A 26,743-nucleotide genomic window follows, 5' to 3' on the forward strand; every position below is an offset into this window, starting at 1 on the left:
TTTTGCAGGACAAGTTGGCTCCAAGTGTTTGAGTCAACTGTCCTACGGCACCCGCTCCCTCTGACGCCACCCGGCCCCCGTGACGGAGCACTCCCCATGCGCATCCTCGGCATCAACGCTTTGTTCCACGACCCGGCAGCAGCCCTCGTCGTCGACGGCCGCACGGTCGCCGCCGCCGAGGAGGAGCGATTCAGCCGCCGCAAGCACGGCAAGCGGCCACTGCCCTTCTCCGCGTGGGAACTGCCCGAGCAGTCCGCCCGCTGGTGCCTGGAGCAGGCGGGCCTCGGGCCCGAGGACCTCGACGCCGTCGCCTACTCCTTCGACCCGAAACTGGCGCGCCCCGCCGCTCAGATGGGCCTCGACGACCCCTGGGACCCGCTCCGGCTGGAGTACGCCCGCCGCGCCCCCGGTTTCCTCGCCGAGGCCCTGCCCGGACTCGATCCCGACCGGGTCGTCTTCGTCCCTCACCACGTCGCGCACGCCGCCTCCGCCGGGCCCGCCTCCCCGCACCCGGACAACGACGTGCTGGTCCTCGACGGCCGCGGCGAGTGCGCCTCCCACCTGGCCGGCCGCTACCGCGACGGCAAGCTCGACACCCTCGCCACCCAGGTCCTGCCCGACTCCCTCGGCCTGGTCTACGAGGAACTCACCGCACACCTCGGCTTCCTGCGCAGCAGCGACGAGTACAAGGTGATGGCCCTCGCCTCCTACGGCACCCCACGCTTCCTGCCCCAGCTCAGGCAGTCTGTCCACCCCACCGGCCACGGCGGCTTCCGCGCCCACGGCGTCGACTGGGGCTCGCTCGCCCCGCCCCGCGCCAAGGACGAGCCCTGGACCCGCGACCACGCCGACCTCGCCGCCAGCGCGCAGGCGGTGCTGGAGGAGGTCCTGCTGGAACTCGTGCACTGGCTGCACGGCGAGGCCGGCGGCGAGACGCTCACCATGGCGGGCGGGGTCGCCCTGAACTGCGTCGCCAACTCCAAGATCGCCGCGCGCGGCCCGTACCGGAACGTCTGGGTGCAGCCCGCCGCCGGCGACGCCGGGACCGCCCTCGGCGGCGCCCTGCACCTCGCGGCGAACGAGGGCGCCCCGCAGCCCATGCCCGGCCCCGCCCTCGGCCGCGGCTGGAGCGACGAGGAACTGTGCGCCTGGCTGGAGCAGGCCGCCGTACCCCACGAGCGACCCGATGACATCGCCGAGGCGGTCGCCGGGGAACTCGCCCGGGACGGCGTCGTCGCCTGGTTCCAGGGCCGCAGCGAGTACGGGCCGCGCGCCCTCGGACACCGCTCCCTGCTGGCCCACCCGGGCCGCGCCGAGAACCTCGAGCGCCTCAACCACGTCAAGGGCCGCGAGGAGTTCCGCCCGGTCGCCCCCATGGTCGCCGCCGACCGCGCCCACGAGCTGTTCGCCGGGCCGCTGCCGAGCCCGTACATGCTCTTCGTCCACGAGGTCGCGGCCGAGTGGCGCGAGCGGATCCCGGCCGTCGTGCACGTCGACGGCACCGCGCGCATCCAGACCGTCGACGAGCGCGACGACCCCCTCGTCGCGCGGATGCTGGCCGCCTTCGAACGGCGCACCGGGCTGCCCGTCGTCGTCAACACCAGCCTCAACACCGCCGGCCGGCCCATGGTCGACGACCCGCGCGACGCGCTGGAGTGCTTCGGCTCGGCGCCCGTGGACCTGCTGGCGCTCGGGCCGTTCGCGATCCGCCGCGGGAGGGCCTTCGGATGACCGAGTATGCCGTCGTGATCCCCACCCTCGTGCGGGACACCCTCGCCGACTGCCTCGCGGCCCTCGCCGCCGCCACCGGCCCGCGCCCCGCCGAGATCGTCCTGGTCGACGACCGCCCCGACGCCACCTCCGAACCCCTGGAACACCCGCTCGCCGTCCTGGGCGACCTGCGCGGCCGTACGACCGTGCTGCGCAGCCGGGGCCGGGGGCCCGCCGCCGCCCGCAACACCGGACTGCGCGCGGTCGCCTCACCGTGGATCGCCTTCCTCGACGACGACGTCCAGGTCGGCCCGCACTGGTGCGAGCAGCTCGCCCAGGACCTCGCCGACGCGCCCCCGGACACGGCGGGCGTCCAGGGCGTCATCGCCGTACCGCTGCCCGGCGAGCGGCGGCCGACCGACTGGGAACGCGGCACGGCGGGGCTGGCCCGCGCCCGCTGGATCACCGCCGACATGGCCTACCGCACCGACGTCCTCAAGCAGGTCGGCGGCTTCGACGAACGCTTCCGGCGCGCCTTCCGCGAGGACGCCGACCTCGCCCTGCGCGTCCTCGACGCGGGCTGGCGCATCCACCAGGGCCGCCGCACCACCCGCCACCCCGTGCGCCCCGCCTCCCGCTGGGTGTCGCTGCGCGCCCAGCGCGGCAACGCCGACGACGCGCTGATGCGGCGGCTGCACGGACCCGACTGGCGGGAGAAGGCGGTCGCCCCGCGCGGCCGGCTCCGCTCCCACCTCGCGATCACCGCGTCCGGCGCCGCCGCGCTCGCCCTCGCCGCCGCCGGACGGCCCCGGGCCGCCGCGGCCGTCGGCGCCGGATGGGCGCTCGGCACCGGCGAGTTCGCCTGGGCCCGGATCGCGCCCGGGCCGCGCACCCGGGACGAGGTGACCACCATGCTCGCCACGAGTGTGCTGATCCCGCCCGCCGCCACCTGGCACTGGCTGTCCGGGCTGTGGCGGTACCGCGACGCCCCCGCCTGGCAGGAGGTCGCCTCGTGACCCGGGTCAAGGCGGTGCTGTTCGACCGCGACGGCACCCTCGTCCACGACGTCCCCTACAACGGCGACCCCGACAAGGTCCGCCCGGTCGACGGGGCCCGTGAGGCCGTCGCCCTGCTGCGCGCCCACGGTGTGCGCACCGGTGTCGTCACCAACCAGTCCGGCATCGCTCGCGGCCTGCTCACCGACACCGAGGTCCGCCACGTCAACCAGCGTGTCGACGAACTCCTCGGCCCCTTCGACGTGTTCGGCGTCTGCCCGCACGGCCCCCACGACGGCTGCCGCTGCCGCAAACCCGAACCCGGCCTGGTCCTGTGGGCCGCCGGACGCCTGTGCGCGGCGCCCGAGCGCTGCGTGGTGATCGGCGACATCGGCGCGGACGTCGAGGCCGCCCGCCGGGCCGGCGCCCACGGCATCCTCGTCCCCAACCAGCGGACCCGCCCCGAGGAGACGGCCCACGCCGACCACGTGGCACCGGACCTGCTGACAGCGGTGCGCGCGCTGCTGACGGGACCCCCACGGGGCCGGGTCCTGGTCGACGAGCGCCCCATCGAGGCGGCCTACGACACCGACGGGACCACCGACTCCGGCCGCCACCGAAGCCCGGGCGCCGACTCCGCCCACGACACCCGCCGGTGGCGCCGATGAAGGCCCTCGTCGTGCGTCTCGACAGCTTCGGGGACGTGCTGCTCGCCGGACCCGCGATCCGGGCCGTCGCCGCCGGCGCCGACCACGTCACCCTGCTGTGCGGACCGCGCGGCGCGCCCGCCGCCCCCCTGCTGCCCGGCGTGGACGAGGTGCTGGTCTGGGACGCGCCCTGGGTCGGCTTCGACCCCCCGCCGGTGGGGCGCGGCGAGGTCGACCAGCTCATCCACACCGTCGACGCCGACACGGCGCTGATCCTGACCTCCTTCCACCAGTCCCCGCTCCCCGCCGCCCTGTTGCTGCGCCTGGCCGGCGTCGGCCACATCGCCGCGGACAGCGAGGACTACCCCTGCTCGCTGCTCGACGTACGCCACCGGCGCGCCCCGCACGCCCACGAGGCCGAGGCCATGCTCGACCTCGCCGAGGCGGCCGGCTTCCCCTGCCCCGACGACGGCCGGCTGCGCGTGCTGGAGCCGCCCGCCACGACCGCGCTGACCGGTCCGGGCCCGTACGTCGTCATGCACCCGGGAGCCGCCGTCCCCGCCCGGACCTGGAGCCCCGAGCGGGCCGCCGAGGCGGTGCGCGAACTGGCCGAGGCCGGGCACCGGGTGATCGCCACCGGCGGCAGCGGCGAACGCGAGCTGACCGCGTACGTCGCCGGGGAGTACGCCCTCGACCTCGCCGGCCGGACCGGCGCCCCCGAACTCGCCGGCGTCCTGGCCCGCGCCGACGCCGTCGTCACCGGCAACACCGGCCCCGCCCATCTCGCCGCCGCCGTCGGCACCCCGGTCGTCTCCCTGTTCGCACCGGTCGTCCCGGCCGAGCGCTGGCGGCCGTACGGCGTCCCGTACGTGCTGCTCGGCGACCAGCAGGCGCCCTGCGCCGGCACCCGGGCCCGGCAGTGCCCCGTCCCAGGCCATCCCTGCCTGGACACCGTCACCGCCCACGACGTGGCCGCCGCCGTGGAGAAACTCCTGGGGGAGACATGAGGATCCTGCTCTGGCATGTGCACGGGTCGTGGACCACCGCCTTCGTGCAGGGCCCGCACACCTACGTCGTCCCCGTCACGCCCGACCGGGGCCCCGACGGACGGGGCCGCGCGCAGACCTGGGACTGGCCGGACTCGGTGATCGAGGTACCGCTGGAGCGGCTGCGCGACGAGGAGATCGACGTCGTCGTGCTGCAGCGCCCGCACGAACTCGCCCTCGTCGACGCCTGCCTGGGCCGCCGTCCGCCGCTGGTGTACGTCGAGCACAACGCCCCGCACGGCGACGTCCCGGACACCCGGCACCCCGTCGCCGACCAGCCGGACATCACCCTCGTCCACGTCACGCACTTCAACCGCCTGATGTGGGACTGCGGACGCGCCCCGACCGCCGTGATCGAACACGGCGTCGTCGACCCGGGCCAGCGGTGGACCGGCGAACTGGACCGGGCCGCCGTCGTCGTCAACGAGCCCGTACGGCGCGGCCGTACCACCGGCACCGACCTGCTGCCCGTCTTCGCCGAGGCCGCCCCGCTGGACGTCTTCGGCATGGCCACCGACCGGCTCCGGGTGCCGAACACGCGCACCTTCGACCTCGCCCAGCGTGATCTGCACGCGGCGATGGCCAGGCGGCGCGTCTACGTCCACCCGATCCGCTGGACCTCCCTCGGGCTGTCCCTGCTGGAGGCGATGCACCTGGGCATGCCCGTGGTCGCCCTCGCCACCACCGAGGTCACCGAGGCCGTGCCGCCGGGCGCCGGAGTGATCTCCAACCGGATCGACGTACTGACCGACGCCGTACGGGACTTCGTCGCCGATCCGGTGCACGCGCGGCTGATCGGCGAGGGGGCCCGCGCGGCGGCTCTCGCCCGCTACGGGCTGTCCCGTTTCCTGGACGACTGGGAGCGGCTGCTGAAGGAGGTCACCCGATGAGGATCGCCATGGTGTCCGAGCACGCGAGCCCGCTCGCCGCTCTCGGGGGACCGGACGCCGGCGGGCAGAACGTGTACGTCGCCCGCCTCACCGAGGAACTGGCGCGTCGCGGCCACGACGTGACCGTGTACACCCGCCGGGACTCCGCCCGGCTGCCCGACCGGGTGCCGCTGCAGGGCGGCGGCGTCGTCGAACACGTCTCGGCCGGACCGGCGAAGCCCGTGCCCAAGGACGAACTGCTCCCCTACATGCCCGGCTTCGGCACCGTCCTCGCGCGCGCCTGGGAACGGGAGCGGCCCGACGTCGTCCACGCGCACTTCTGGATGTCCGGCATGGCCGCGCAGATCGGCGCACACGAACAAGGCGTCCCGGTCGTGCAGACCTTCCACGCGCTCGGCACCGTCAAGCGCCGCCACCAGGGCCGCCGGGACACCAGCCCGCACGACCGCGTCGGCATCGAGCGGCAGATCGGGCGCAGCTGCGCCCGCGTCCTGGCCACCTGCGGCGATGAGGTCCACGAACTCGCCGAGATGGGCGTGCCGCCGGGGCGGGTGTCGGTGGTGCCGTGCGGGGTGGACGCCGAACGTTTCCACCCCGGCGCGCACAGCGCCGGCGTCCCCGAACGCCGGGAGCGCCACCGCCTGCTCGCCTGCGGTCGGCTCGTCCCGCGCAAGGGCTACGACAAGGCGATCCGCGCCCTGACCCGCGTCCCCGACACCGAACTTCTCATCGCCGGCGGCCCCGAACCCGGGCAGCTGGACGCCGACCCCGAGGCGGCACGACTGCGCCGGCTCGCCGAGCGCGCGGGACTCGGGGACCGGGTACGGCTGCTCGGTGCCGTCGACCCGGACCACATGCCGGGGCTGATGCGCGGCTGCGATCTCGTCCTGTGCACCCCCGTCTACGAGCCGTTCGGCATCGTGCCGCTGGAGGCGATGGCCTGCGGTGTGCCCGTCGTCGCCACCGACGTCGGCGGCCACCGCGACACCGTCGCGGACGGGCACACCGGACGCCGGGTGCCGGCCGGCGATCCGTGGGCGATCGCCGCGGCCGTGCGCGAACTCCTCGCCGACGAGCCGCTGCGCCGCCGCATGGGCGCGGCCGGCCGGGAGCGCGCCCTAGCCCGTTACACCTGGCAGCGCGTCGCCGACGGTGTCGAACAGGTCTACCAGCAGGTTCTGACCGGACATCGGGTGTCCGAGGAGGTGGCGTGATGACGGTCCACCCGCCCGCCGTCGGGCACTGCGACGAACTCCTGGACGCGCTGGGCCAGTTCCGCGCCTCCGCGCACATCACCGAACGGTGGGGGAGCCGGCTGGCCGACGTGCTCTCGGCCGGCGGACGGCTGCTGGCCGCGGGCAACGGCGGCAGCGCGGCCCAGGCCCAGCATCTGACCGCCGAGCTCGTCGGACGCTACCGCGACGACCGGCCGCCCTTCTCCGCGATCGCCCTGCACGCCGACACCTCCTCCACCACCGCCATCGCCAACGACTACGGCGTCGACGAGGTGTTCGCCCGCCAGGTCCGCGCGCACGGCCGCCCCGGCGACGTCCTGATGCTGCTGTCCACCAGCGGCGCCAGCGCCAACCTGCTGTCCGCCGCCGACGCGGCCCGCGCGAGCGGCCTGCGCGTGTGGGCGCTGACCGGCCCGGCCCCCAACCCGCTGACCGCGGGCAGCGACGAGGCGCTGTGCGTCGAGGCGACCTCGGCCGCCACCGTGCAGGAACTGCACCTGGTGGCCGTGCACATGGTCTGCGCGGCCTTCGACGTGGAAGTGGAGAGGAGGGCGGCATGACGGGCCGAGCCCCGCTGCTCGTCGTCGGCGACGCCCTGCTCGACCGCGATCTCGACGGCCACGCCGACCGGCTCGCGCCCGACGCGCCCGTCCCCGTGGTCGCCGACTGCGCGGAACGCCTCCGCCCGGGCGGCGCGGCTCTCGCCGCCTACCTCGCGGCGCGGGACGGCCGGGAGGTGACGCTGGTGGCGGGCGTCGGCGACGACCCCGCGAGCCGCGAGCTGACGCGACTTCTCGAACCCTGGTTGAAGCTGATCCCGCTCCCGCTGACCGGCCCGCTCTCGGAGAAGACCCGGGTGCTGGCGCAGGGCCGTCCCGTGACCCGCCTGGACCGCGGCAGCGGCACCACCGGCGAGGCGACGGACGCCGCCCGCGCGGCGATCCGCTCCGCGCAGGCCGTCCTGGTCTCCGACTACGGCCGCGGCACCGCCGACGCCCTCCGCGACGTCCTCTCCGACCACCCGCCTCTCGTCTGGGACCCGCACCCGCGCGGCGGACCGCCGGTGCCGGGGACGCGCCTGGTCACGCCGGCGGAGCAGGAGGCCCACCGCTTCGCGGGCCAGGGCCCCGCCGCCGTACGGGAGTTGCGTACCGCCGCGCGCGCCGCGGCCGCGCTGGTGGCTCACTGGCGGGCCGGTGCCGTCGCGGTCACGCTCGGCGCCCGGGGCGCCCTGCTGTCGTACGGCGATCAGCCGCTGCTGTGTCCCGCACCCGAGGTCCACGGCGCGGACCCGTGCGGGGCGGGCGACCGGTTCGCCGCCACCGCGGCCGGGCTGCTCGCCGACGGCGCGCTGGTCGGCGAGGCCGTCGAGGGCGCCGTCACGGCGGCGACGGCGTTCGTCGGCGAGGGCGGGGCGGGAGCACTCATGGGGCTTTCGGACGATTCCACCGAGGCCGCGGAACCAGGGGACGACGTACGGGCCGTCCTCGCCCGTGTCCGCGCCGCGCACGGCACCGTCGTGGCCGCCGGTGGCTGCTTCGATCTGCTGCACGCCGGGCACGTGGGCCTCCTGGAGGCGGCCCGGCGGCTCGGCGACTGCCTCCTCGTGTGCGTGAACTCGGACGCGTCCGTGCGGCGCCGCAAGGGTGCCGGACGGCCGGTCACCCCGCTGGACGACCGGGTACGGGTCCTGCTCGCCCTGGGCTGCGTGGACGCCGTCGCCGTCTTCGACGAGGACACCCCCGAACGTCTGCTCGCCGAACTGCGGCCCGACATCTGGGTCAAGGGCGGCGACTACAGCGGCGCCGACCTCCCCGAGGCCGCGCTGCTTCAGGAGTGGGGCGGTCAGGCGGTCCTCCTGCCGTACCTGGACGGCCGCTCCTCGACCCGGCTGATGACCCGCGCGGCAGGTGCCGTATGACGACGCCTGCCAGGCACCTCATGACCGCGCCGCCCCGCCTCCTCGTCCTGCGTGCCCTGGGCCTCGGGGATCTGCTCGCCGGTGTCCCCGCGCTGCGCGCGCTGCGCCGGGCGTTCCCGGCGCACGAACTGGTGCTGGCCGCGCCCGCCGAGCTGGCGCCGGTCGCGGCCGCGACGGGCGCCGTCGACCGGCTGCTGCCCGCCTCTGCCCCCGGCCGCGCCGTACCCCGCGCCCTGGACTGGACCGGCCCGTCCCCGGAGATCGCCGTCGACCTGCACGGCAACGGTCCGCCCAGCCACCGTCTCCTGCAACAGTTGCGCCCCCTCAGGCTGCTGGCCTTCGCCCACCCAGGGACGCCCGAGATCCCCGGGCCGGTCTGGTCCGCGGAGGAACACGAACGGGCCCGCTGGTGCAGGCTGCTCCAGTCCTACGGCATCGACGCCGACCCCACCGATCTCCGGCTGCCCCGACCGCCGGAAGCCTCCCCGGCCCCCGGCGCCGTCGTCCTCCACCCCGGTGCGGGAGCCCCGTCCCGCTGCTGGCCCGTGGAGCGCTACGCCACGGTCGCGCGCACCCTGCGCCGGCAGGGCGTGCGGGTCGCCGTCACCGGGGGAGCCGGCGAGGAGGACCTGGTCGCCGAACTCGCCGACCGGGCAGGCCTTCCCGGCACCGGTCTCTTCCCCGGCGGCCTTCCCTTCGGCCGCCTGTGTGCGCTGGTCGCCGACGCCCGTGCGGTGGTCAGCGGCGACACCGGCATCGCGCATCTCGCCGTCGCCCTCGCCACCCCCTCCGTCACCCTGTTCGGCCCAGTACCGCCGAGCCGCTGGGGTCCGCCCCCGGATCCGTGCCACCGCGCGCTGTGGCATCCCGGCCCGGACGGCGACCCGCACGGCCCGCGCCCGGACCCGTCGCTGCTGCGCGTCCACCCCGACGACGTCCTGCACGCCCTGCCCGCCACGCAACCGGCCGCGCCCGCCGGGCAGTTGGAACAGGCCCACGAGTGACCCCACCCACGACCGACTCCCGGTCGGCATCGTCATCGCCACCCGCGACCGCTGCACCTCCCTCGCCCGCACCCTGCACCACCTCCTCGCCCTGCCCGAGCGACCCCCCGTCCGCGCAACCGGGGAGCGCTCGCCCGCAACCACGCAGTCCGCGCCCTCGACACCCCGTACGTGGCCTTCAGCGACGACGACTCCTGGTGGGAGCCCGGCGCGCTGAGCGGGGACGCACGCGTCCCAGGCCCTGGTTGGCTGCCCGGCCCCGCGCTCGGATCCTTCCTGGCCGCCGCGACCGTCCTGCGCGCCGACGCCTTCCGGGCGGCGGGCGGCTTCCATCCGCGGCTGTGGCTCGGCGGGGAGGAGGAGTTGCTGGCCGTGGACCTCGCGACGGACGGCTGGTGGCTGACGTACGCGGACAAACTGACGGTTCATCACCAGCTGTCGCTGATACGGGACCCCACACTGCGGCGGCGGCACGGCATCCGCAACACGCTGCGGTTCAGCCGACTGTGCCGGCCCGTCGGATCCGCGCTGTGCCGCACCCTGCACCTGGCCCGTACGGTTCCGCGGAACACCGCGTCCCTGCACGCCTTCGCCGAGGCGGCCGCCGCGCTGCCGTGGGTTGCTGCGGGAACGCCGGGTGGTACCGGCGGCGGTCGAGTCACGGCTGCGGGCCCTGGAACACGCCCAGCGCCGCTCGACCGCGCGCCGCTCCACCGGCTGAGCCGCCCCGCCCCCGCCGCTCAGCCTCCCGTCAGCCGGCACAGCAGCCGGAACGACGCGAACAGGGCCGCCGGCCAGACACCGGCGAAGGCCCAGATCACAGCAGGCTCGGAGGTGACGATCCCGGCGACCATCAGACCGATCGAGACCAGCAGGAGGAAGGCGACCGTCAACAGCCGCGGGCGGTAGGCGGCGAGCCGTGCGAGGTCGGGGCGGCGGCTCGGACGGAAGGTGCGCAGCCGCCGCTCCAGACGGCGGTCGCGGCTGAGCGCGCGCTCCATCTCGTCGAGGGCGCGCTGTTCGTGTTCGGGGAGTCGGCTGGTGGACATGGGTCGTCCCTCCTCGGCGGCGGCGGGGGCTGCACGTCGAGTGCCCCCAGCCTTCCGAGATCTAACCGCCGCGCCCCTCCAACACCCTGAACAGGCCTCCGTATCGGCCGTCGACAGTCCTGCTCACGCCGGCACCACGGCCCGCACACACCGACCTGTCATCGGGCCCATGCATCGGCCGCCGCCCCGCCCACGCGTCCCCGACTGGTTCACGGCCGACGACTCCTCGCTGAACGTCGCGCTCGTGTATCCGCTGCAGGGGCCCGCCGGGATCTTCGGGCCGGCCTGCGAGGCCTGTGCGCGGCTCGCCGCGGAGGAGATCAACAGGGCGGGCGGGTGCTGGGCCGGGAGCTGCGGCTGCTGGAGGTGGACGGGGGCGCGCCGCCGGGGCAGGTCGCCGAGCAGGTGGATCCGCTGGTGGCGGCCGGCCTGGTGCAGGGCGTCACCGGCTGGCACATCTCGTCAGTACGGCAGGCCCTCGCGCCGCGGATCGCGCACCGGGTGCCCTACGTCTACACCGCCCTGTACGAGGGCGGGGAACGCACCGAGGGCGTCTACCTCACCAGCGAGACCCCGGCCTCGCAACTGCTCCCCGCCATGCGCCTGTTGGCGGACGCCCGTCGCGTGCGCCGGTGGTTCGTCGTCGGCAACGACTACGTGTGGCCGCGCCGCACGGCCCACCGGTATGCGCGCGCGTGCCGGGGCCGGGTCTGCGGCGAGGCGTATCTCCCGCTCGGCACCGACGACTTCACCGCCGTACTGCGGCGGATCGAGCGCGCGGACGCCGACGCCGTGCTGATGCTGCTGGTGGGCAGCGACGCGGTCCGCTTCAACCGGGCCTTCGCCGCGGCCGGACTGGACCAGCGGTGCCTGAGGCTCAGCACCCTCATGGACGAGAACATGCTGCTGGGCAGCGGCCCCGACGCCACCGCCGACCTGTTCAGCACGGCCGGCTTCTTCACCTCGCTCGCCGACCGCAACAGCATGGACTTCCACGGCGCCCACGCCGCCCGCCACGGCCCCGACGCACCCGTGCCCGGCAGCCTCGGCGAGTCCTGCTACGAGGGCGTTCTGCTGCTGGCCGCCCTCGTCGAACGGGCCTGCGCCCTCGACGTCACAGCGATCGGGGCGGCCGCCCGGAACGTCTCCTACGAGGGCCCGCGCGGCCTGGTCGGACTCGACGGCCGGCACGTGCGCCAGCGCGTCTACCTCGCACAGGCCGAGGGGCTGGACTTCACCGTCCTCGCCCGGCTCCCGGCGCCGCACGACCGGGCGTGACCCCGTCCGCCAGCGCCTGGGACAGCCGGGCCAGCAGCGTGTGCAACTGCTCGGCGTCCTCCTGAACCGGCAGCGTCGCCCACTCCGCCCGGACCCGTTCGCCGACCTCCTGCCAGAACCGCTGCCCGCGCTCGGTCAGCCGGGCCAGGATCCGGCGCCGGTCGACCGGGTCGGTGCGCCGGTGGACGAGGTTGCGGTCGACGAGCTGGTCCATCAGCTTGGTCAGGCCCGGCGGCGGCAGGAAGGCGCAGTCGGCGATGACCGTCATGTTGTGCCCCTGCCCGTCGGACAGCAGCGCCAGCACCCGCCACCCCTCCACCGAGCAGCCGAACTCCTCCCGCACGCGCTGCGTCCGGCGAGCGGACAGCCGCTCGGCCCTGGTCAGCAGCTGGAGCAGTCCTGGGGCCGCCCACCGCCATCGCACTCCTCGAGTCAGGGGTCCGCGAGGGACGCGCGCCGGCGTACCGGGCGGCTTTCGCAGAGACCGCGGGGGCGTGCGGGTCAACGGCGGGGCGGGCACCGGCAAAGACGGCGGCAAGAAACGCGCCCCGCGGCGCGACACGCGGCGCACGACGACCCACTGGCCACACGGCGTTCACTCAAGTGCCGCCGGAGCGCGCCAGGGTGCGGTCGTTGTCAGCTCAACCGCTCGCCAGGGAGGGGACCATGACCACAGAGGCCAACACGCCGGACGGGTCGGCGCAGTCTTCCGAGGGGGTCAGCCGGCGTCACGCGCTGGGCCTGCTCGGCACGGCGGGGGCCGGAGCGGCCGCCGCCCCGTTGCTGGGGGCCGGTACGGCGCAGGCCGCGCCGCTCGCCGCCCCGGCCCTCCACCTCACCGCCGACTCCGCCGGGGCGCCTCCGGTCCAGGGGCTGCACCTGACGTTCGGAGCGGACCCGCGCACCCAGATGACGGTGTCGTGGATCACCGACAGACCGGTCACCAGACCCGTGGTCCACTACGGCACGCTGGAGCACGGCTTCGGCTCCAGGGCCAAGGCCCGCACGGTCACCTACGTCGACGGCACCTCCAGCCGCACCGTCTACGTCCACCACGCCTCGCTGACCGAGCTGCGCCCGGACACCGACTACCTCTACCTCGCCACCCACGAGGGCACCACGCCCGACAGCGGCACCTTCCGCACCGCCCCCGGCGGACGCCGCCCCCTCACCTTCACCAGTTTCGGCGACCAGTCCGCGCCGCAGGTCACCTGGGCCGCGGGCGGCACGGTGGCGCTGGACGCCAACTCCACTCCCGCCACCAAGGACATCGTCACCGGCGTCGAGCAGGTCGCCCCGCTCTTCCACCTCCTCAACGGCGACCTGTGCTACGCCAACCTGGACGTCGACCGGGTGCGGACCTGGAACAACTTCTTCACCAACAACACCCGTTCGGCGCGCTTCCGCCCCTGGATGCCGGCGGCCGGCAACCACGAGATCGAGAAGGCCAACGGCCCGATCGGACTCGGCGCCTACCAGACCTACTTCGACCTGCCGTCCACCGAGACCGACCCCGAACTCGCGGGCCTGTGGTACGCCTTCACGGCCGGCTCGGTGCGGGTCATCGTGCTGCAGAACGACGACAACTGCCTGCAGGACGGCGGCGACGTCTACATCAGCGGCTACTCCGGCGGCCGCCAGCTCGCCTTCCTGGAGAAGGAGTTGAAGGCGGCCCGGTCCTCCCGGGACATCGACTGGGTCGTCGTCGCCATGCACCAGGTCATGATCAGCTCCTCCGACGCCAACGGCGCCGACCTCGGCCTCCGGCAGAAGTACGGCCCGCTGTTCGACAAGTACGGCGTGGACCTCGTGCTGTGCGGCCACGAGCACAACTACGAGCGCTCCCTGGCCGTGCGCGGAGTCGTCTCCGGCAGCGAGACGCTCACCCCCAACCCGGTCTCCCAGGCCACCGACGACATCGACGCGGGCCTGGGCACCGTGCACATGATCCTGGGCGGCGGAGGCGTCTCCGGCACCACCAACCAGAACTTCTTCAAGGACGGCACCGCCAAGGTCATCACCGCGGTGTCCGCGAGCCCCGGCCCCAACGGCAAGCGCACCGCCACGTACACCAAGGAGCAGGCCGTCTGGACCGGCGTCCGCGACCTCGACCACCCCTACGGCTTCGCCGCGTTCACCGTGGACCCCGGCCGGCACCCCGGTGACACCACGCGCATGCACGTGACGTACTACAACGTCAACAAGCCGCACGGGGAGCTGTCGGTCTTCGAGACCTTCACCCTCCACCGCCGCCGCTCCGACGGCCCCAAGTGACCCGCTAGAGCCAGTCGCGGTGCTTGAAGATCACGTACAGGCTGACGCAGACCACGCCCATCAGCCCGATCGCGAAGGGATAGCCGAGCAGCCAGCGCAGCTCCGGCATGTGCGTGAAGTTCATCCCGTAGATCGTCCCGACCAGCGTCGGGGCGAACAGAATGGCCGCCCATGACGAGATCTTCTTGATCTCCTCGTTCTGCTCGAAGCCCGCTTCCGCCAGCGCCCGCATTTCCGCGTTCTGCTGCTGGGTGACCAGGGTCGCGTTCACCGTGAGGATCTCGGTGAGGGCCTGGCGGAAGCTGTCCACCCGCTCGCTCGTGTGGGTGACGTGGTCGGCGACGTCACGGAGGTAGCGCTGGAGCTCCTCGTCGGTCTCGTACTTGGAGAAGCCGGCGATCAGCCCGTGCAGCATGCCGACCAGCGGGCGGGTGGCGCGCTGGAACTCGACCATCTCCCGGGAGAGTTCGTAGATACGGCGGGAGACCTCCGGGTCGCCGCGGAAGACCTCCGTCTCGATCTCGTCGATGTCGTTCTGCACGCCGGCGACGACCGGCGCGTACCCGTCGACCACCGCGTCGAGAATGGCGTACAGGACCGCCTCCGGGCCCAGCTTCAGCAGCTCCGGTGTCTCCTCCATGCGACGCCGGACCGCCGAGAGGTCGGGGGCGGCGCCGTGCCGGACGGTGATGACGAAGTCGGGGCCGACGAAGACGTGCAGCTCGCCGAAGTCGACCTCCTCCGGGGCGTCCAGATAGCGGGCGGCGCGCAGCACGACGAACAGCGTGTCGCCGTAGCGCTCCAGCTTGGGCCGCTGATGGGCCTCCATCGCGTCCTCCACCGACAGCGGGTGGAGGTCGAACTCGGCGGCCAGGGAGAGCAGCTCGGCGTCCGTGGGGCGGGCGAGGCCGATCCAGGCCATCCCGGACGGCTCCTCACGCAGCTCGCGAAAGGTCTCGGCGAGCGTGGCGGGGGAGGAGATGCGCACCCCGTCGCGGTACAGGGCGGCCTGGACGACGCTGGCCACCTCGGCCTGCTCGGCGGGCCCCTCCTCGGGCGGCGGGGCGGTGGTGTCGGCCGCGGGCGGCTGCGGAGGCGTCAGCGCGCGCCGCCACACGGACCTCATGGAGTTCCTGGTGTTCCTGGCGGCCGGACGGGCGCGTCGCTCGGACATGCGGCTGCCTCCGGGGTCGAACCTGCGGCTGCGTGATCCGGAGCAGGATATACGGGGCAAACGACGCCGGGGTGACCCGTGCGACCGGGATTCGGTGAGAGTTGCGGACAGAAGGTGTCCGCGAGCGCCGTTAGCGTGCCGTACATGACGAAGACGACAGCCGCCGCTCCCGTGCTCGGCACCCGCGCCCTGAACCGCGCGACCCTCGACCGGCAGCTCCTGCTGCGCCGCTCACCGCTGTCCGCGCGGGCCGCCGTCGAGCATCTCGTCGGCCTCCAGGCGCAGAACGTCAAGCCGCCCTACCTCGCCCTCGCCGCCCGCCTGGAAGGCTTCGTGCCCGAGGAGCTGTCGCGGCTGATGGCGGAGCGCGAGGTCGTCCGCATCGTCACCCTGCGTTCGACCATCCACACCCACACCGCCGACGACTGTCTCACCCTGCGCCCCCTGGTCCAGCCCGCCCGCGACCGCGAGCTGACCACCTTCCGCAAGGGGCTGCGGGGCGTCGACCTCGACCGCCTCGCGGTCCTGGCCCGGGAGCTCGTCGAGGAGGGACCGCGCACCATGAAGCAGCTGCGCGAGGCCCTGCACGCCGAGTGGCCGGACGCCGACCCGCAGGCCCTCGGCATCGCCGCCCGGTGCCGGCTGCCGCTGGTCCAGGTCACCCCGCGCGGACTGTGGGGACAGAGCGGCCAGGTCGCCCTCACCACCGCCGAGCACTGGCTCGGCCGCGCCGCCGAACCCGCACCCGCGCCGGAGGACGTCGTCCTGCGCTACCTCGCCGCCTTCGGTCCCGCCTCGGTGAAGGACATGCAGACCTGGGCCGGCCTGACCCGCCTGCGCGAGCCCTTCGAGCGGCTGCGCCCGCGGCTGCTCACCTTCCGCGACGCCAACGGCGTCGAACTCTTCGACCTCCCCGACGCCCCGCGCCCCGACGAGGACACCCCTGCCCCGCCCCGCTTCCTCCCCGAGTTCGACAACCTGCTCCTCTCCCACGCCGACCGCACCCGGGTGGTGCCGCCCGAGTACTGGGGCCGCAGCTGGGTGGGGAACCTGGTGCACTGCACGTTCCTCGTCGACGGCTTCCTGGCCGGCGTGTGGAAGCTGGAGCGGGACGCCCTCGTCATCGAACCCTTCGGCAGCCTCACCAGGGCGCAGCGGGCGGAGCTCACGGCGGAGGGGGAGCGCATACTCGGCGTCCTGGCCCCGGCCACGCCGCACGACATCCGGTTCGGGACCGTGATCGCGTGAGTCTCAGTCGGCCCGCCCGGTCACGGCCACCGTCACACCCAGGCCGATCATCGCGAAGCCGCCCGCGCCGCCGATCAGTGACAGACGGCGGTCGGAGCGCGCGAACCAGGTGCGGGCCGCCGAGGCGGTCAGCCCCCACAAGGTGTCCGTGATCAGCCCGATGGAGATGGGGATCAGGCCGAGCAGCAGCATCTGGAGCGGAACCCGGCCCGCGGTGTGGTCCACGAACTGGGGCAGCACGGCGGCGAAGAAGACCACGCCCTTCGGGTTGGTCACCCCGACCAGCGCGCCGTCCAGCACCGTGCGCAGGTCGCCCCGCGCGGGTCCGGCGGGCCGCGTCCGGATCGCCGCGGCCTTGAGCTCCCCCCGGTGCCGGAACGCCTGGACGCCCAGGAACACCAGGTAGGCGGCACCCGCCAGCTTGACCGTCAGATAGATCGTCACCGACCGCTCCACCAGCGAGCCGATCCCGACCGCCACCGCCGCCACCAGCAGGTAGGAGCCGAAGACATTGCCGATGGCGGTGGCCACGGCGGTACGGCGGCCGTGGGCGAGCGCCCGCCCGATGACGAACAGCACGCTGGGCCCCGGGATCACGATCACCAGCAGGGACATCGCCGCGAAGGCGAGGAAACGGTCCGTGGACACCATGCAGATCACTCCCATCCGCCGCACATTGAAACAAGCCCCACGGCCTCCGCTCTAGAGTCGGATCCATGGAACTGCGGCAGCTCACCTACTTCGTCACCGTCGCCGAGGAGCTGCACTTCGGGCGGGCGGCCGAGCGGCTGCACATCGTGCAGTCGGCGGTGAGCATGCAGATACAGCGCCTGGAGCGGGAACTGGGCGCCGAGCTGTTCGACCGGACCCCGCGCCGCGTGCGGCTCACCCCGGCGGGGGAGCGGCTGCTGCCCGAGGCGCGCACGGTGCTGGCCGCCGCCGAGAGGGCCCGCGCCGCCGTCGCCCCGCCGCCCGGCCTGCGGATCGGCACCAGCACCGGCCTGGGCGCGCACCTCGATCGCGTGCTCGCCGCCTTCGCCCGCCGGGCGCCGGACGTCCCCGTCGAGCTCTTCTCGCTCCCGGCCGCCGAACGCCTGGAGCGGGTCGCGCGCGGCCGGCTGGACGCCGCGTTCGTACGGGCCGCCGAGCCCCGGCAGGGCGTCCACGTGCTGCCGCTGTGGCCCGACCCCCTGGTCGCCGCCCTCCCCGCCGCGCATCCGCTCGCCGGGCGCGAGGAGATCGGCGTCGAGGAACTGGCGGAGCTGCCCCTGAGCCTGACCGAGCGGCGCAACAACCCCGCCCTGGTCGACCTGGTCGTCGGCGCCTGCCACGAGGCCGGCTTCACACCGGTGCCCGGGCCGGCGAGCGGCTCCCTCCAGGACACCCTCGCCACCATCGGCACCCGCCCGTTGTGGACGGTCGTGTACGCCTCCCACGCGCGCGTGCTGCACAGCCCGCGCGTGGCCTTCGTACCGTTCCGCCCGCCCGGCCTCGCCCTGTCGACGGGACTCGCCGTACGGGCCGCCGCCGGCCCCCCGCACCTGGACACCCTGCTCCTGGCCTGCGGCGATCACGAGAACTGATCGTTGCGGTCGCGGTCTGCTCCTTGGTCGCGCAGGCCGGAGGCGATGAACTGGACCCACCCGAGAACGACACAGGGACAAGGGAGTTCTGCCATGCCGATCGTCACCATCCAGCAGGGCCCGCGCGACACCGAGCTCAAGCGGGACCTCGTCAAGCGCGTCACCGACGCCTTCGTGGACGCCTACCGGATCCCGGCCGAGACCGTGCAGGTGTGGATCCACGAGGTCCCCGCGGACAGCTGGGGCGCGGCCGGGAAGCTCACCGCCGACAAGTAGCGCACACGTGGATAGGGGGCGCTGCGAGCTGCTCGTGGTAGCTCGCAACGCCCCCTGGTCTTACTCCTGAGGGGTGCTCAGGAAGCTCTCGGGGCTATGAGTTGACCTGCGCGGTCACCAGGCTGGAGAAGGTGGTCAGCCGGGTGTACACACCCGGGTACCCCGCTTCCGCGCAGCCCTCGCCCCAAGAAGTGATCCCTGCCAGGACGCCCCCGATGAGCAGGGGACCGCCGCTGTCGCCCTGGCAGGTGTCTGTGCCGCCGGAGGTGTATCCGGCGCAAACCATGTCGGACTGGACGTAGTCCGAACCGTAGGAGCTCCGGCAGCTCGAGTCGGACACGATCGGGACGGTCGCGGTCCGCAGCTGGTTGGAGGAGCTGCCGTTCTCCGAGGTGGTACCCCAGCCCAGGATGCGCGCGGTGGTGCCGGCCGCGTACACGCCCGTGTCCGAGGAGGAGACGTACTTCGCCGTGGTGTACGGCATCGACGTCGACAGGGTCAGTACGGCCACGTCGTCGCCGTTGGTGGCGTCGGTGTAGGACGGGTTGATCCAGATCTTGCTGACCTTGCTGACGGTGCCGTTGGTGCCGTTGAGGTAGGTGCGGCCGCCGACCACGCGGACGCTGCTCGTGGTCTCGCCCACCATGCAGTGGGCGGCCGTCACGACCTTGGTGGCCGAGACGAGGGTGCCGCCGCAGAACTGGTTCTGCGAGGCGTCCGTGATCTGCATGACGAACGGGTAGGCCGTGGTGGTGGTCGTCGTGCCCCCGACGATCGGCTGGGGCGCGGCTGCCGCCGAAGGCGCGCCGAGAGCTGCGGTGGTGACCGCCGCGGCGCCCGCCGCGAGGACCGCGGCGGTCTTTCTGGCACGGGTGAGCCCGAACATGAGTCTCCTGTGGGGGTTGCCGGTGGGGGATCGCGCGGGTGTGGGGGTTGGTGCACGGGGGTCGCGGGACCGACCCCCGTATGCCCGGGCGAGCGGCATGCCCTTACGCTAGAACCGGGCGCACCCTCACCCCAATGAGGGAACCCCCTAGGGGAGTTGGGCAGGGAAAACCCTCGGTCGACCCCTAGTAAACCGGGACAAACCTCACTTCGTACGGCGCCCCGCCGCCAGTCGGACGATATCCACCCGAGAGCGGATGCCGAGCTTGCGGTAGACCCGGGTGAGGGTCGCCTCGACCGTCTTGACGCTGATGAACAGACGCGCGGCGATCTCGCGGTTGGTCGCGCCTTCCATGACGAGCGCGGCGACCTGACGCTCCATCGAGGCGAGGCCCTCCAGGCCCTCTGACGCGGCGACGGGCGGATTCGGTTCCACCGGGTTCGCCGCGGCCGCGGCCTCCACCTGCCGCAGCCACGGCAGCGCCCGGCACCGGCGGAAGAGCCGGGCCGCCTCGTCGTACGACGTGGGTCCCGCGCGGCGGGTGCGCAGGGAGGCCAGCGCGAAGGCGGCCCGTGCCTCCTCCAGTCCGTATCCCAGCTTGGCGAGCCGGTCCTGAGCCTGGGTCAGCTGGGCGACCGCGGCCTCGTGTTCACCGCGCGCGGCCCGCACCAGGGCCTCGGCCCGGTCCAGGACCGCCAGGACGCTCTCCCGGCCGAGCCGCAGCGCGTGCTCGCGCGCCCCGGCGACCAGTTCGCGCGCCTCGTCGACCTCGCCGATGCGCACCAGGGCCTCGGCGAGGTCGCCGTGCCAGCGGCCGCGGGCCGGGTCGGTGATGCCGAGCCCGTGCTCCAGCTCCCGCACCCGGCGCAGCGAACGCACCGCGCCCTCGGCGTCCTGGTCGACCAGCTGGGCGTGCCCGAGCGCGGTCAGGGCCCGGGAGACGTACATCTGGTCACCGGCCTGATCGGCCTGCTCCAGCGCCTCGCGGGCCAGGGCCAGCGCCCGCTCGGCGTCGCCGCCGGAGGCCTCGGCGAGGGAGTTGAGCACCGCGGAGGGGATCTCGCCGATGCCGGAGTCGCGGGCCAGCCGCATGCTCTCCCGGGCCAGGTCCAGGGCGCGTCCGCAGTGCCCGGAGCGCAGCTCGGTCTCGGCGAGCATACGGACGAAATGCACTTCGCTCTCGACCATGCCGCGCTGCCGTGCCCGGCGCAGCAGCGCGGTGACGGTGGAGCGGGCCTCGGGCACCTGGTCGCTCATGACCAGCCAGCGGAAGCGGGCCGAGCCCGCGCCGTTGTGGTGGCAGGCGACCTGTGGGTCCTGGGGTTCCTTCATGGCGCGCTTGATGGTGTCGGGCGCGTCCGGATGGCCCATCAGGGTCTCGGTCTCGCCCTGGAAGGCGAGCGCGAGCAGTTCGGTGCGCCGGTCCCCGGCCCGCGCGGCCAGCTGCGCCGCGTGCGCCGCCTCCTCCCGGCCGGTGGCGAAGTCGCCCTCCACGACCAGCCCCCGCCAGGCCAGCTGGTAGTGGACCAGGGCGAGGAGCCCGGGGTCGGAGCCGGCGTCGGCGAGCGCCTGCGGGTAGACGGTGTCGACGTCGCCCAGTGCCTGCCCGGCCGACTCGATCACCACCATCCAGGCCCGTACCCGGTCGGCGGGCGCGGTGGCCCGGGTCAGCACGTCCCGCGCGATGTCCCGGGCGAGATCCACCTCGCCGGCGATGATCGCGTCCTCGGCGGCCTGCAGCCTGCGCTCGTCCGGGCCGGGATCGCCGTCGGCCGGGGTGTGCCGGGCGGCCAGCAGGCCCAGTGAGGCGGCCGCGGAGGGGGCGCCGCGGTCCCGGGCCAGTGCGGCGGCCTCGGCGAGCCGGGCCGCCGCCTCGGGGTCGGCGCCGGTGGTCGCGAGGGCGAGATGCCGGGCCCGTTCGATCGGGTCCGAGGCCGCCGTCGACAGCGCGGCGTGCGCGGCCCGCCGCTCCTGGGCGGGCGCCTCCGCGTACAGCGCGGCGGAGATCAGCGGGTGCGCGAACCGTACGGCGGGACCTTCGGGTTCTGTCGCCAGCAGCCCCAGTTCGGCCGCCTGGGCGGTCTCGGCCTCGGCGTTCTCCCGGCCGGCCGCGTGCAGCAGGGCCAGGGTGGGGCGGGCGCCGGCGCTGGCCACCAGGAGGGTGCGGCGGGCCTCGTCGGAGAGCATCTCCAGACGGCTGAGGACCAGCGCGCGCAGCGAGGTGGGCACCGGCAGCGGCTCGCCCGGCCGGGGCGGGGTCGGGTTCTCCGCCAGGGCGCGGCCCAGTTCGAGCGCGAAGAGCGGGTTGCCACCGCTGGTGCGGTGGATGTCGCGGACCGTGGAGCGGGGCAGGCCGGTGTAGCCGCGGTGGTCGAGCAGGGCGGAGACCTGGGTGCGGGAGAGGGCGCCGAGCCGCACGGCGAGGGTGTCCGGCGGCGAGGCGCGCAGGAAGCGGTCGTACTCCTGGCCCTCGGTGCGCACCGCGCACAGCATCCGCACCGGGGTGTCGCCGAGGCGGCGGGCGGCGAAGCCGAGGAGTTCGGCGCTGGCGGAGTCCAGCCACTGCAGGTCGTCGGCGACGATCAGGACGGGTCCCTCGGCGGCCAGGGTGCGCAGGGCGGAGAGCACGGCCAGGCGCAGGGCGAGGCCGTCGCGCTGGAGGGTGGACTCGCCACGGCCGGTGAGCGCCGACTCCAGCGCCGTGCGCTGGGCGGGCGGCAGCGCGTCGGAGACCTTGTCGAGGACCAGGCCGAGCAGGTCCGCGAGGGCCAGGAAGGGGAGATGGGATTCGGACTCGGTCGCCGAGCAGCGCAACACGGTCGTGGCAGCTGTCCCATATTCGGATGCCAATGCCCGCAGGACGGTCGACTTTCCTATTCCGGCGGGGCCGTGAAGCAGCACACTGCCGCCGCGGGCCAGCTGCTCGCGCGCCGCGCCGAACGGCTCCTCCCTGCCGATGACCAGGTCGGGGCGGCTTCTGGCAGGCTCCTTGAAGTCCCGTCGCACGGTTACCGCTCCCCTCCGGGTGTCGTGTCCGGACCAAATTCTAGGCAACGTCTCTTTGAAATTCGGACGGACCTGGTGGTGAGGGACATAACAAGGGTGCAGCATACGGAAATTCAAAGCATCGCGTAATGAATAGCCGCTTGTCGAGACGGTTGCCGCGGGCTACGGCAGCAGCCCCGCCCGGCGGGCCGCCGCGACCGCCTCCCCCCGGGTGTGTGCCCCCAGCTTGCGCATCGCCGAGCGCAGATAGCTCTTCACCGTCTCCGGCCGCAGTCCCAGCCGCTCGGACGCGACGGCGTTCGTCACCCCGGCCGCGAGACAGGCGAGGACGTCCAGCTCACGGGGGGCGAGCCGGACCTCCGGCCGGGACGTCTCCGGCGTCAGCAGCGCGCACGCGTCCAGCAGCTCCTCCCGCAGCACCGGGTCCGCGATCCGCGGGGCCAGGGCGCGCAGCGCCGCGTGCGCCTCCCGGACCTGCTCCCAGGCCGCACTCGGGGGCGGGTCGGCGGCGGGCGGCGCCCCGGCGGCCGCCGCGACGAGCTCGCGCACCTCCTCCCGCACGACCAGCGTCTGCTCCACGTCCCGGGCCGCCCCCATCGCCGCGTCCAGCGTGCGGTCGCCGAGCGGCTGGGCCGTGCGCAGGGCGCCGTACAGCACACCGCGCACCCGGCGCCGCACCACCACCGGGACCGCCAGCACCGAGCGCAGGCCCTCGGCGGCGACGGGGACGTCGTACTCATGGCTGATCTGCCGCGACGAGGAGTAGTCCGTCACGGCGCAGGGGCGGGCGAGGGCGACCGCCCGGCCACCGAGGCCGTTGCCGGAACTCACCGGCAGGCCGCTCAGCGCGCTCGTGGCGGCGCCGCTGAGTTCGCTGATGCGCACGTGCCGGCGCCCGGGCTCCACCAGCCCGCCGAAGGCGACCGGGAGCCCGGTCGTGCGCCGCAGCCGCACCAGCGCGTTCCGTATCTCGACCGCCCCGCCCGCGTCCGCCGTCACCCGCTCGCCCTTTCTGTGCGGCGCACACCCCCGTACGGGGGTAGTGAGACCTGCATCACGGATTACACGATGGCAGAGAGCCGCCCGGCAATGGCCCGGTCGGAGGGAGTGAGCCGTAGGGGCCTCGACATCGGCAGAGAGCGCCCCGAAGGGGAACGACCAGAGAAAGCGAGGAACACGATGACGACGGCCACGGAGGAGTTCCGGAGCGCGCGGGACTTCCTGCTCGCGCACCGTGAGGACTATGCGAAGGCATACGAGGGGTTCGGCTGGCCCCGGCCCGAGCGCTTCAACTGGGCGCTCGACTGGTTCGACGTCATCGCCGACGGCAACGACCGGCCCGCCCTGCACATCGTCGAGGAGGACGGCACCGAGGTCCGGCTCTCCTTCGCGGAGATGTCCGACCGCTCGGACCGGGTGGCCAACTGGCTGCGCGACCGCGGAGTCGCCGCCGAGGACCGCGTCCTCGTCATGCTCGGCAACCAGGTCGAGCTGTGGGAGACGGCCCTCGCCGCTATGAAGCTGCGGGCCGTGGTCATCCCGGCCACCCCGCTGCTCGGCCCCGCCGACCTGCGCGACCGGGTGGACCGGGGCCGGGTCAAGCACGTGATCGTACGGGCGGAGGACACCGCCAAGTTCGACGACGTGCCCGGCGCCTACACCCGTATCTCCGTCGGCGGACTGCCCGAGGAGGGCTGGGAGCCGTACGAGGACGCGTACGCCGCCCCCGCCGAGTTCCTGCCCGACGGGCCCACCCTCGCCGACGACCCGCTGATGCTGTACTTCACCTCGGGCACCACCGCCCGCCCCAAGCTGGTCGAGCACACCCACACCTCGTACCCGATCGGGCACCTGGCCACCATGTACTGGATCGGCCTCAGGCCCGGGGACGTGCATCTCAACATCTCCTCGCCCGGCTGGGCCAAGCACGCCTGGTCCAACCTGTTCGCCCCGTGGGACGCGGAGGCGACCGTCTTCATCCACAACTACACGCGCTTCGACCCGGCCCGGCTGATGGCCGAGATGGACCGCGCGGGCGTCACCACCTTCTGCGCCCCGCCGACCGTGTGGCGCATGCTCATCCAGGCCGACCTCACCCAGCTGCGCACCCGGCCGCGCGAGGTCGTGGCCGCGGGGGAGCCGCTGAACCCCGAGGTCATCGAGCAGGTCCGGCGCTCCTGGGGCGTCACCGTCCGGGACGGCTTCGGGCAGACCGAGACGGCCGTGCAGGTCGCCAACAGCCCCGGCCAGCGGCTGAAGACCGGCTCGATGGGCCGGCCGAGCCCGGGCTACAAGGTCGAACTGCTGGACCCGGTGACCGGCGCGCCCGGTGCCACGGAGGGCGAGATCGCCCTGGACCTGTCCGCCCGGCCCGTCGGCCTGATGACCGGCTACCACGGCGACCCGGACCGCACGGCCGAGGCGATGGCCGGCGGCTACTACCGGACCGGTGACGTCGCCTCGCGCGACGAGGACGGATACCTCACCTACATCGGCCGCAGCGACGACGTCTTCAAGGCCTCCGACTACAAGATCAGCCCCTTCGAGCTGGAGAGCGCGCTGCTGGAGCACGAGGCGGTGGCCGAGGCGGCCGTCGTGCCCGCCCCCGACGAGCTGCGCCTGGCCGTGCCCAAGGCCTATGTCGTGCTCGCCGAGGGCTGGCAGCCGGGCCCCGACACCGCGAAGGTGCTCTTCGAGCACTCCCGCGAGGTCCTCGCCCCCTACAAGCGCATCCGCCGTCTGGAGTTCGCGCCCCTGCCCAAGACCGTCTCCGGCAAGATCCGCCGCATCGAACTGCGCGAGGCCACGGCGGCCGGGTCCGACGCCGAGTACCGCGAGGAGGACTTCCGGTGACCACGCACCTGTCGTACACGCACGGGACGGGAACCACCGCCCTGCTCGGCGACACCATCGGCGCCAACCTGGACCGGGCGGTGGCGAGCTGGCCGGACCGCGAGGCGCTCGTCGACGTGCCCTCCGGACGGCGCTGGACCTACGCCGAATTCGCTGCCGACGTGGACGAGTTGGCGCGGGCCCTGGTGACGAGCGGGGTCGTCAAGGGCGACCGGGTGGGCATCTGGGCGATCAACTGCCCCGAGTGGGTGCTGGTCCAGTACGCCACCGCCCGCCTCGGCGCGATCATGGTGAACATCAACCCCGCCTACCGGACGCACGAGGTGGAGTTCGTCCTCAACCAGTCAGGTGTCTCCCTGTTGTTCGCCTCGATCAGCCACAAGAGCAGCGACTACCGGGCGATGGTCGAGGAAGTGCGGGGCAGATGCCCGCAGTTGCGGGAGACGGTCTACATCGGCGACCCGAGCTGGGACGCGTTCCGGCGGCGGGCGACCGGCGAGGCCGCGTACGCGGAACTGTCCTGCGACGACCCCATCAACATCCAGTACACCTCGGGCACGACCGGCTTCCCGAAGGGGGCCACCCTCTCCCACCACAACATCCTCAACAACGGTTATTTCGTGGGCGAGTTGATCGCCTACACCGAACAGGACCGGATCTGCATCCCGGTGCCCTTCTACCACTGCTTCGGCATGGTGATGGGCAACCTGGCCGCCACCTCGCACGGCGCCTGCATGGTCATCCCCGCCCCGTCCTTCGACCCGAGGGCGACCCTGGAGGCGGTCCAGCAGGAGCGCTGCACCTCCCTCTACGGCGTCCCGACCATGTTCATCGCGGAGCTGAACCTCCCCGATTTCGCGGGCTACGACCTCACCTCCCTGCGCACCGGCATCATGGCGGGCTCGCCCTGTCCGGTGGAGGTGATGAAGCGGGTGGTCGCCGAGATGCACATGGAGCAGGTCTCCATCTGCTACGGCATGACGGAGACATCGCCGGTCTCGCTGCAGACCAGGATGGACGACGACCTGGAACACCGCACGGGCACGGTCGGCCGTGTCCTGCCGCACATCGAGGTGAAGATCGTCGACCCGGCGACGGGCGTGACCCAGCCCCGGGGCACCGCGGGCGAGTTGTGCACCCGCGGCTACAGCGTGATGCTCGGCTACTGGAACGAGCCCGAGAAGACCGCCGAGGCCGTCGACCCCGGCCGCTGGATGCACACCGGCGACCTGGCGACGATGCGCGAGGACGGCTACGTCGAGATCGTCGGCCGCATCAAGGACATGGTCATCCGGGGCGGCGAGAACATCTACCCGCGCGAGATCGAGGAGTTCCTCTACGGCCATCCGAAGATCCAGGACGTCCAGGTCGTCGGCGTGCCGCACGAGACGTACGGCGAGGAGGTCCTGGCCTGCGTCATCCCCCGCGACCCCGCCGACCCGCCGACGCTCGAGGAGGTGCGCGCCTTCTGCGAGGGCCGGCTGGCGCACTACAAGGTGCCCAGCAGGCTGCAGATCCTGGACTCCTTCCCGATGACGGTGTCGGGGAAGGTGCGGAAGGTGGAGCTGCGGGAGCCATCCCCGAGGACGGCCTGTCCCTGACCGGCATGTCCTACGACAACACCCAGGCGCTCGGCGCCTCCACCTGGCGGCACGTGGCCTTCATCGA

Annotated in this window: 22 protein-coding genes and 3 pseudogenes; 18 read left to right on the forward strand and 7 right to left on the reverse strand. The window is 73.7% G+C overall.

Annotated features, from left to right (window positions below):
• Nucleotides 1–96 precede the first annotated feature (96 nt).
• The 10 genes and pseudogenes from ABZZ74_RS40810 to ABZZ74_RS40855 all read left to right on the forward strand — a co-directional run bounded on the left by ABZZ74_RS40810 (nucleotide 97) and on the right by ABZZ74_RS40855 (nucleotide 10,169).
• Complete coding sequence (locus ABZZ74_RS40810) at nucleotides 97–1,731, forward strand: carbamoyltransferase C-terminal domain-containing protein (protein ID WP_356949205.1); 1,635 nt, start codon at nucleotides 97–99, stop codon at nucleotides 1,729–1,731.
• The gene (locus ABZZ74_RS40815; RefSeq protein ID WP_356949206.1) at nucleotides 1,728–2,726 is read left to right on the forward strand and encodes a glycosyltransferase; all 999 of its coding nucleotides are present in this window, start codon (nucleotides 1,728–1,730) and stop codon (nucleotides 2,724–2,726) included. Before ABZZ74_RS40810 ends, ABZZ74_RS40815 begins: the two co-directional genes overlap by 4 nt.
• The gene (locus ABZZ74_RS40820; RefSeq protein ID WP_356949207.1) at nucleotides 2,723–3,373 is read left to right on the forward strand and encodes an HAD family hydrolase; all 651 of its coding nucleotides are present in this window, start codon (nucleotides 2,723–2,725) and stop codon (nucleotides 3,371–3,373) included. The genes ABZZ74_RS40815 and ABZZ74_RS40820 overlap by 4 nt, the downstream gene beginning before the upstream one ends.
• The gene (locus tag ABZZ74_RS40825; protein WP_356949208.1) at nucleotides 3,370–4,359 is read left to right on the forward strand and encodes a glycosyltransferase family 9 protein; all 990 of its coding nucleotides are present in this window, start codon (nucleotides 3,370–3,372) and stop codon (nucleotides 4,357–4,359) included. Before ABZZ74_RS40820 ends, ABZZ74_RS40825 begins: the two co-directional genes overlap by 4 nt.
• A complete protein-coding gene (locus tag ABZZ74_RS40830) occupies nucleotides 4,356–5,288 on the forward strand; it encodes a glycosyltransferase (RefSeq protein ID WP_356949209.1) in 933 nt (310 codons plus the stop codon). Before ABZZ74_RS40825 ends, ABZZ74_RS40830 begins: the two co-directional genes overlap by 4 nt.
• Nucleotides 5,285–6,502 carry a glycosyltransferase gene (locus tag ABZZ74_RS40835; protein ID WP_356949210.1) on the forward strand — a complete coding sequence of 406 codons (1,218 nt, stop codon included), beginning with the start codon at nucleotides 5,285–5,287 and terminating at the stop codon, nucleotides 6,500–6,502. Before ABZZ74_RS40830 ends, ABZZ74_RS40835 begins: the two co-directional genes overlap by 4 nt.
• The gene (locus ABZZ74_RS40840) at nucleotides 6,502–7,083 is read left to right on the forward strand and encodes an SIS domain-containing protein (protein WP_356949211.1); all 582 of its coding nucleotides are present in this window, start codon (nucleotides 6,502–6,504) and stop codon (nucleotides 7,081–7,083) included. The genes ABZZ74_RS40835 and ABZZ74_RS40840 overlap by 1 nt, the downstream gene beginning before the upstream one ends.
• Nucleotides 7,080–8,444, forward strand: a complete 1,365-nt coding sequence (gene rfaE2, locus ABZZ74_RS40845) for a D-glycero-beta-D-manno-heptose 1-phosphate adenylyltransferase (protein WP_356949212.1) — start codon at nucleotides 7,080–7,082, stop codon at nucleotides 8,442–8,444. The genes ABZZ74_RS40840 and rfaE2 overlap by 4 nt, the downstream gene beginning before the upstream one ends.
• Nucleotides 8,441–9,448 (forward strand): glycosyltransferase family 9 protein, encoded by a 1,008-nt coding sequence (locus ABZZ74_RS40850; protein WP_356949213.1) that lies wholly within the window; start codon nucleotides 8,441–8,443, stop codon nucleotides 9,446–9,448. Before rfaE2 ends, ABZZ74_RS40850 begins: the two co-directional genes overlap by 4 nt.
• A 28-nt stretch (nucleotides 9,449–9,476) precedes the next feature.
• A pseudogene (locus ABZZ74_RS40855) lies at nucleotides 9,477–10,169 on the forward strand (glycosyltransferase family 2 protein).
• Between the two features lie 19 nt (nucleotides 10,170–10,188).
• On the opposite strand, the gene ABZZ74_RS40860 reads toward ABZZ74_RS40855, so the two are convergent.
• On the reverse strand, nucleotides 10,189–10,497 hold the full coding sequence (locus ABZZ74_RS40860) for a DUF3040 domain-containing protein (protein ID WP_356949214.1): 309 nt from the start codon (nucleotides 10,495–10,497) through the stop codon (nucleotides 10,189–10,191).
• Between the two features lie 169 nt (nucleotides 10,498–10,666).
• Here ABZZ74_RS40860 and ABZZ74_RS40865 point away from each other — a divergent pair.
• A pseudogene (locus tag ABZZ74_RS40865) lies at nucleotides 10,667–11,775 on the forward strand (substrate-binding domain-containing protein).
• Here the strand turns inward: ABZZ74_RS40865 and ABZZ74_RS40870 are convergent.
• On the reverse strand, nucleotides 11,732–12,199 hold the full coding sequence (locus ABZZ74_RS40870; RefSeq protein WP_356949215.1) for a MarR family winged helix-turn-helix transcriptional regulator: 468 nt from the start codon (nucleotides 12,197–12,199) through the stop codon (nucleotides 11,732–11,734). The pseudogene ABZZ74_RS40865 and the gene ABZZ74_RS40870 sit on opposite strands and share 44 nt — an antisense overlap.
• Nucleotides 12,200–12,441: 242 nt before the next feature.
• Between ABZZ74_RS40870 and ABZZ74_RS40875 the strand changes: the two genes are divergently transcribed.
• Nucleotides 12,442–14,049, forward strand: coding sequence for a metallophosphoesterase family protein (locus ABZZ74_RS40875; protein ID WP_356949216.1), 1,608 nt, complete (start codon nucleotides 12,442–12,444; stop codon nucleotides 14,047–14,049).
• Between the two features lie 4 nt (nucleotides 14,050–14,053).
• On the opposite strand, the gene ABZZ74_RS40880 is transcribed toward ABZZ74_RS40875, so the two are convergent.
• Nucleotides 14,054–15,223: a magnesium and cobalt transport protein CorA gene (locus ABZZ74_RS40880; RefSeq protein WP_356949217.1), complete on the reverse strand. Its 1,170-nt coding sequence runs from the start codon at nucleotides 15,221–15,223 to the stop codon at nucleotides 14,054–14,056.
• A 144-nt stretch (nucleotides 15,224–15,367) separates the two neighbouring features.
• Between ABZZ74_RS40880 and ABZZ74_RS40885 the strand changes: the two genes are divergently transcribed.
• On the forward strand, nucleotides 15,368–16,471 hold the full coding sequence (locus ABZZ74_RS40885) for a winged helix DNA-binding domain-containing protein (RefSeq protein WP_356949218.1): 1,104 nt from the start codon (nucleotides 15,368–15,370) through the stop codon (nucleotides 16,469–16,471).
• 3 nt (nucleotides 16,472–16,474) lie between these two features.
• On the opposite strand, the gene ABZZ74_RS40890 is transcribed toward ABZZ74_RS40885, so the two are convergent.
• Complete coding sequence (locus ABZZ74_RS40890) at nucleotides 16,475–17,122, reverse strand: LysE family translocator (RefSeq protein ID WP_356949219.1); 648 nt, start codon at nucleotides 17,120–17,122, stop codon at nucleotides 16,475–16,477.
• 65 nt (nucleotides 17,123–17,187) lie between these two features.
• Here ABZZ74_RS40890 and ABZZ74_RS40895 point away from each other — a divergent pair, with 65 nt between their 5' ends.
• Together ABZZ74_RS40895 and dmpI are read left to right on the forward strand one after the other, a co-directional pair.
• A complete protein-coding gene (locus ABZZ74_RS40895) occupies nucleotides 17,188–18,054 on the forward strand; it encodes a LysR family transcriptional regulator (RefSeq protein WP_356949220.1) in 867 nt (288 codons plus the stop codon).
• Nucleotides 18,055–18,099: 45 nt separating this feature from the next.
• A complete protein-coding gene (dmpI, locus tag ABZZ74_RS40900; RefSeq protein WP_356949221.1) occupies nucleotides 18,100–18,330 on the forward strand; it encodes a 4-oxalocrotonate tautomerase DmpI in 231 nt (76 codons plus the stop codon).
• Between the two features lie 94 nt (nucleotides 18,331–18,424).
• On the opposite strand, the gene ABZZ74_RS40905 is transcribed toward dmpI, so the two are convergent.
• From ABZZ74_RS40905 to ABZZ74_RS40915, 3 genes are all read right to left on the reverse strand, one after another.
• Entirely contained in the window at nucleotides 18,425–19,216 is a 792-nt protein-coding gene (locus ABZZ74_RS40905) for a serine protease (RefSeq protein WP_208784515.1), read from the reverse strand.
• Nucleotides 19,217–19,420: 204 nt separating this feature from the next.
• Complete coding sequence (locus ABZZ74_RS40910) at nucleotides 19,421–22,222, reverse strand: AAA family ATPase (protein WP_356949222.1); 2,802 nt, start codon at nucleotides 22,220–22,222, stop codon at nucleotides 19,421–19,423.
• A 162-nt stretch (nucleotides 22,223–22,384) separates the two neighbouring features.
• Nucleotides 22,385–23,221, reverse strand: coding sequence for a helix-turn-helix transcriptional regulator (locus tag ABZZ74_RS40915; protein ID WP_356949223.1), 837 nt, complete (start codon nucleotides 23,219–23,221; stop codon nucleotides 22,385–22,387).
• Between the two features lie 180 nt (nucleotides 23,222–23,401).
• On the opposite strand from ABZZ74_RS40915, the gene ABZZ74_RS40920 reads away from it, so the two are divergent.
• The 3 genes and pseudogenes from ABZZ74_RS40920 to ABZZ74_RS40930 all read left to right on the forward strand — a co-directional run.
• Entirely contained in the window at nucleotides 23,402–25,075 is a 1,674-nt protein-coding gene (locus tag ABZZ74_RS40920; RefSeq protein WP_356949224.1) for an AMP-binding protein, read from the forward strand.
• Nucleotides 25,072–26,676: an AMP-binding protein gene (locus tag ABZZ74_RS40925; RefSeq protein ID WP_356949225.1), complete on the forward strand. Its 1,605-nt coding sequence runs from the start codon at nucleotides 25,072–25,074 to the stop codon at nucleotides 26,674–26,676. The genes ABZZ74_RS40920 and ABZZ74_RS40925 overlap by 4 nt, the downstream gene beginning before the upstream one ends.
• Nucleotides 26,649–26,743, forward strand: a pseudogene (locus ABZZ74_RS40930) (4Fe-4S ferredoxin); the annotation flags it as partial. The gene ABZZ74_RS40925 and the pseudogene ABZZ74_RS40930, both read left to right, overlap by 28 nt.

The sequence above is a fragment of the Streptomyces sp. NPDC006476 genome, assembly GCF_040612015.1.
Taxonomy (GTDB): Bacteria; Actinomycetota; Actinomycetes; order Streptomycetales; family Streptomycetaceae; genus Streptomyces; species Streptomyces griseorubiginosus_B.

Excerpts from the sequence above, each read along its gene's own strand:
- ABZZ74_RS40885 (WP_356949218.1), top strand. The coding sequence starts at position 15,368 with ATGACGAAGACGACAGCCGCCGCTCCCGTGCTCGGCACCCGCGCCCTG.
- dmpI (WP_356949221.1), top strand. The coding sequence starts at position 18,100 with ATGAACTGGACCCACCCGAGAACGACACAGGGACAAGGGAGTTCTGCC.
- ABZZ74_RS40835 (WP_356949210.1), top strand. The coding sequence starts at position 5,285 with ATGAGGATCGCCATGGTGTCCGAGCACGCGAGCCCGCTCGCCGCTCTC.
- rfaE2 (WP_356949212.1), top strand. The coding sequence starts at position 7,080 with ATGACGGGCCGAGCCCCGCTGCTCGTCGTCGGCGACGCCCTGCTCGAC.
- ABZZ74_RS40880 (WP_356949217.1), bottom strand. The coding sequence starts at position 15,223 with ATGTCCGAGCGACGCGCCCGTCCGGCCGCCAGGAACACCAGGAACTCC.
- ABZZ74_RS40850 (WP_356949213.1), top strand. The coding sequence starts at position 8,441 with ATGACGACGCCTGCCAGGCACCTCATGACCGCGCCGCCCCGCCTCCTC.
- ABZZ74_RS40860 (WP_356949214.1), bottom strand. The coding sequence starts at position 10,497 with ATGTCCACCAGCCGACTCCCCGAACACGAACAGCGCGCCCTCGACGAG.
- ABZZ74_RS40905 (WP_208784515.1), bottom strand. The coding sequence starts at position 19,216 with ATGTTCGGGCTCACCCGTGCCAGAAAGACCGCCGCGGTCCTCGCGGCG.
- ABZZ74_RS40810 (WP_356949205.1), top strand. The coding sequence starts at position 97 with ATGCGCATCCTCGGCATCAACGCTTTGTTCCACGACCCGGCAGCAGCC.
- ABZZ74_RS40840 (WP_356949211.1), top strand. The coding sequence starts at position 6,502 with ATGACGGTCCACCCGCCCGCCGTCGGGCACTGCGACGAACTCCTGGAC.
- ABZZ74_RS40895 (WP_356949220.1), top strand. The coding sequence starts at position 17,188 with ATGGAACTGCGGCAGCTCACCTACTTCGTCACCGTCGCCGAGGAGCTG.
- ABZZ74_RS40830 (WP_356949209.1), top strand. The coding sequence starts at position 4,356 with ATGAGGATCCTGCTCTGGCATGTGCACGGGTCGTGGACCACCGCCTTC.
- ABZZ74_RS40875 (WP_356949216.1), top strand. The coding sequence starts at position 12,442 with ATGACCACAGAGGCCAACACGCCGGACGGGTCGGCGCAGTCTTCCGAG.
- ABZZ74_RS40920 (WP_356949224.1), top strand. The coding sequence starts at position 23,402 with ATGACGACGGCCACGGAGGAGTTCCGGAGCGCGCGGGACTTCCTGCTC.
- ABZZ74_RS40815 (WP_356949206.1), top strand. The coding sequence starts at position 1,728 with ATGACCGAGTATGCCGTCGTGATCCCCACCCTCGTGCGGGACACCCTC.
- ABZZ74_RS40825 (WP_356949208.1), top strand. The coding sequence starts at position 3,370 with ATGAAGGCCCTCGTCGTGCGTCTCGACAGCTTCGGGGACGTGCTGCTC.
- ABZZ74_RS40890 (WP_356949219.1), bottom strand. The coding sequence starts at position 17,122 with ATGGTGTCCACGGACCGTTTCCTCGCCTTCGCGGCGATGTCCCTGCTG.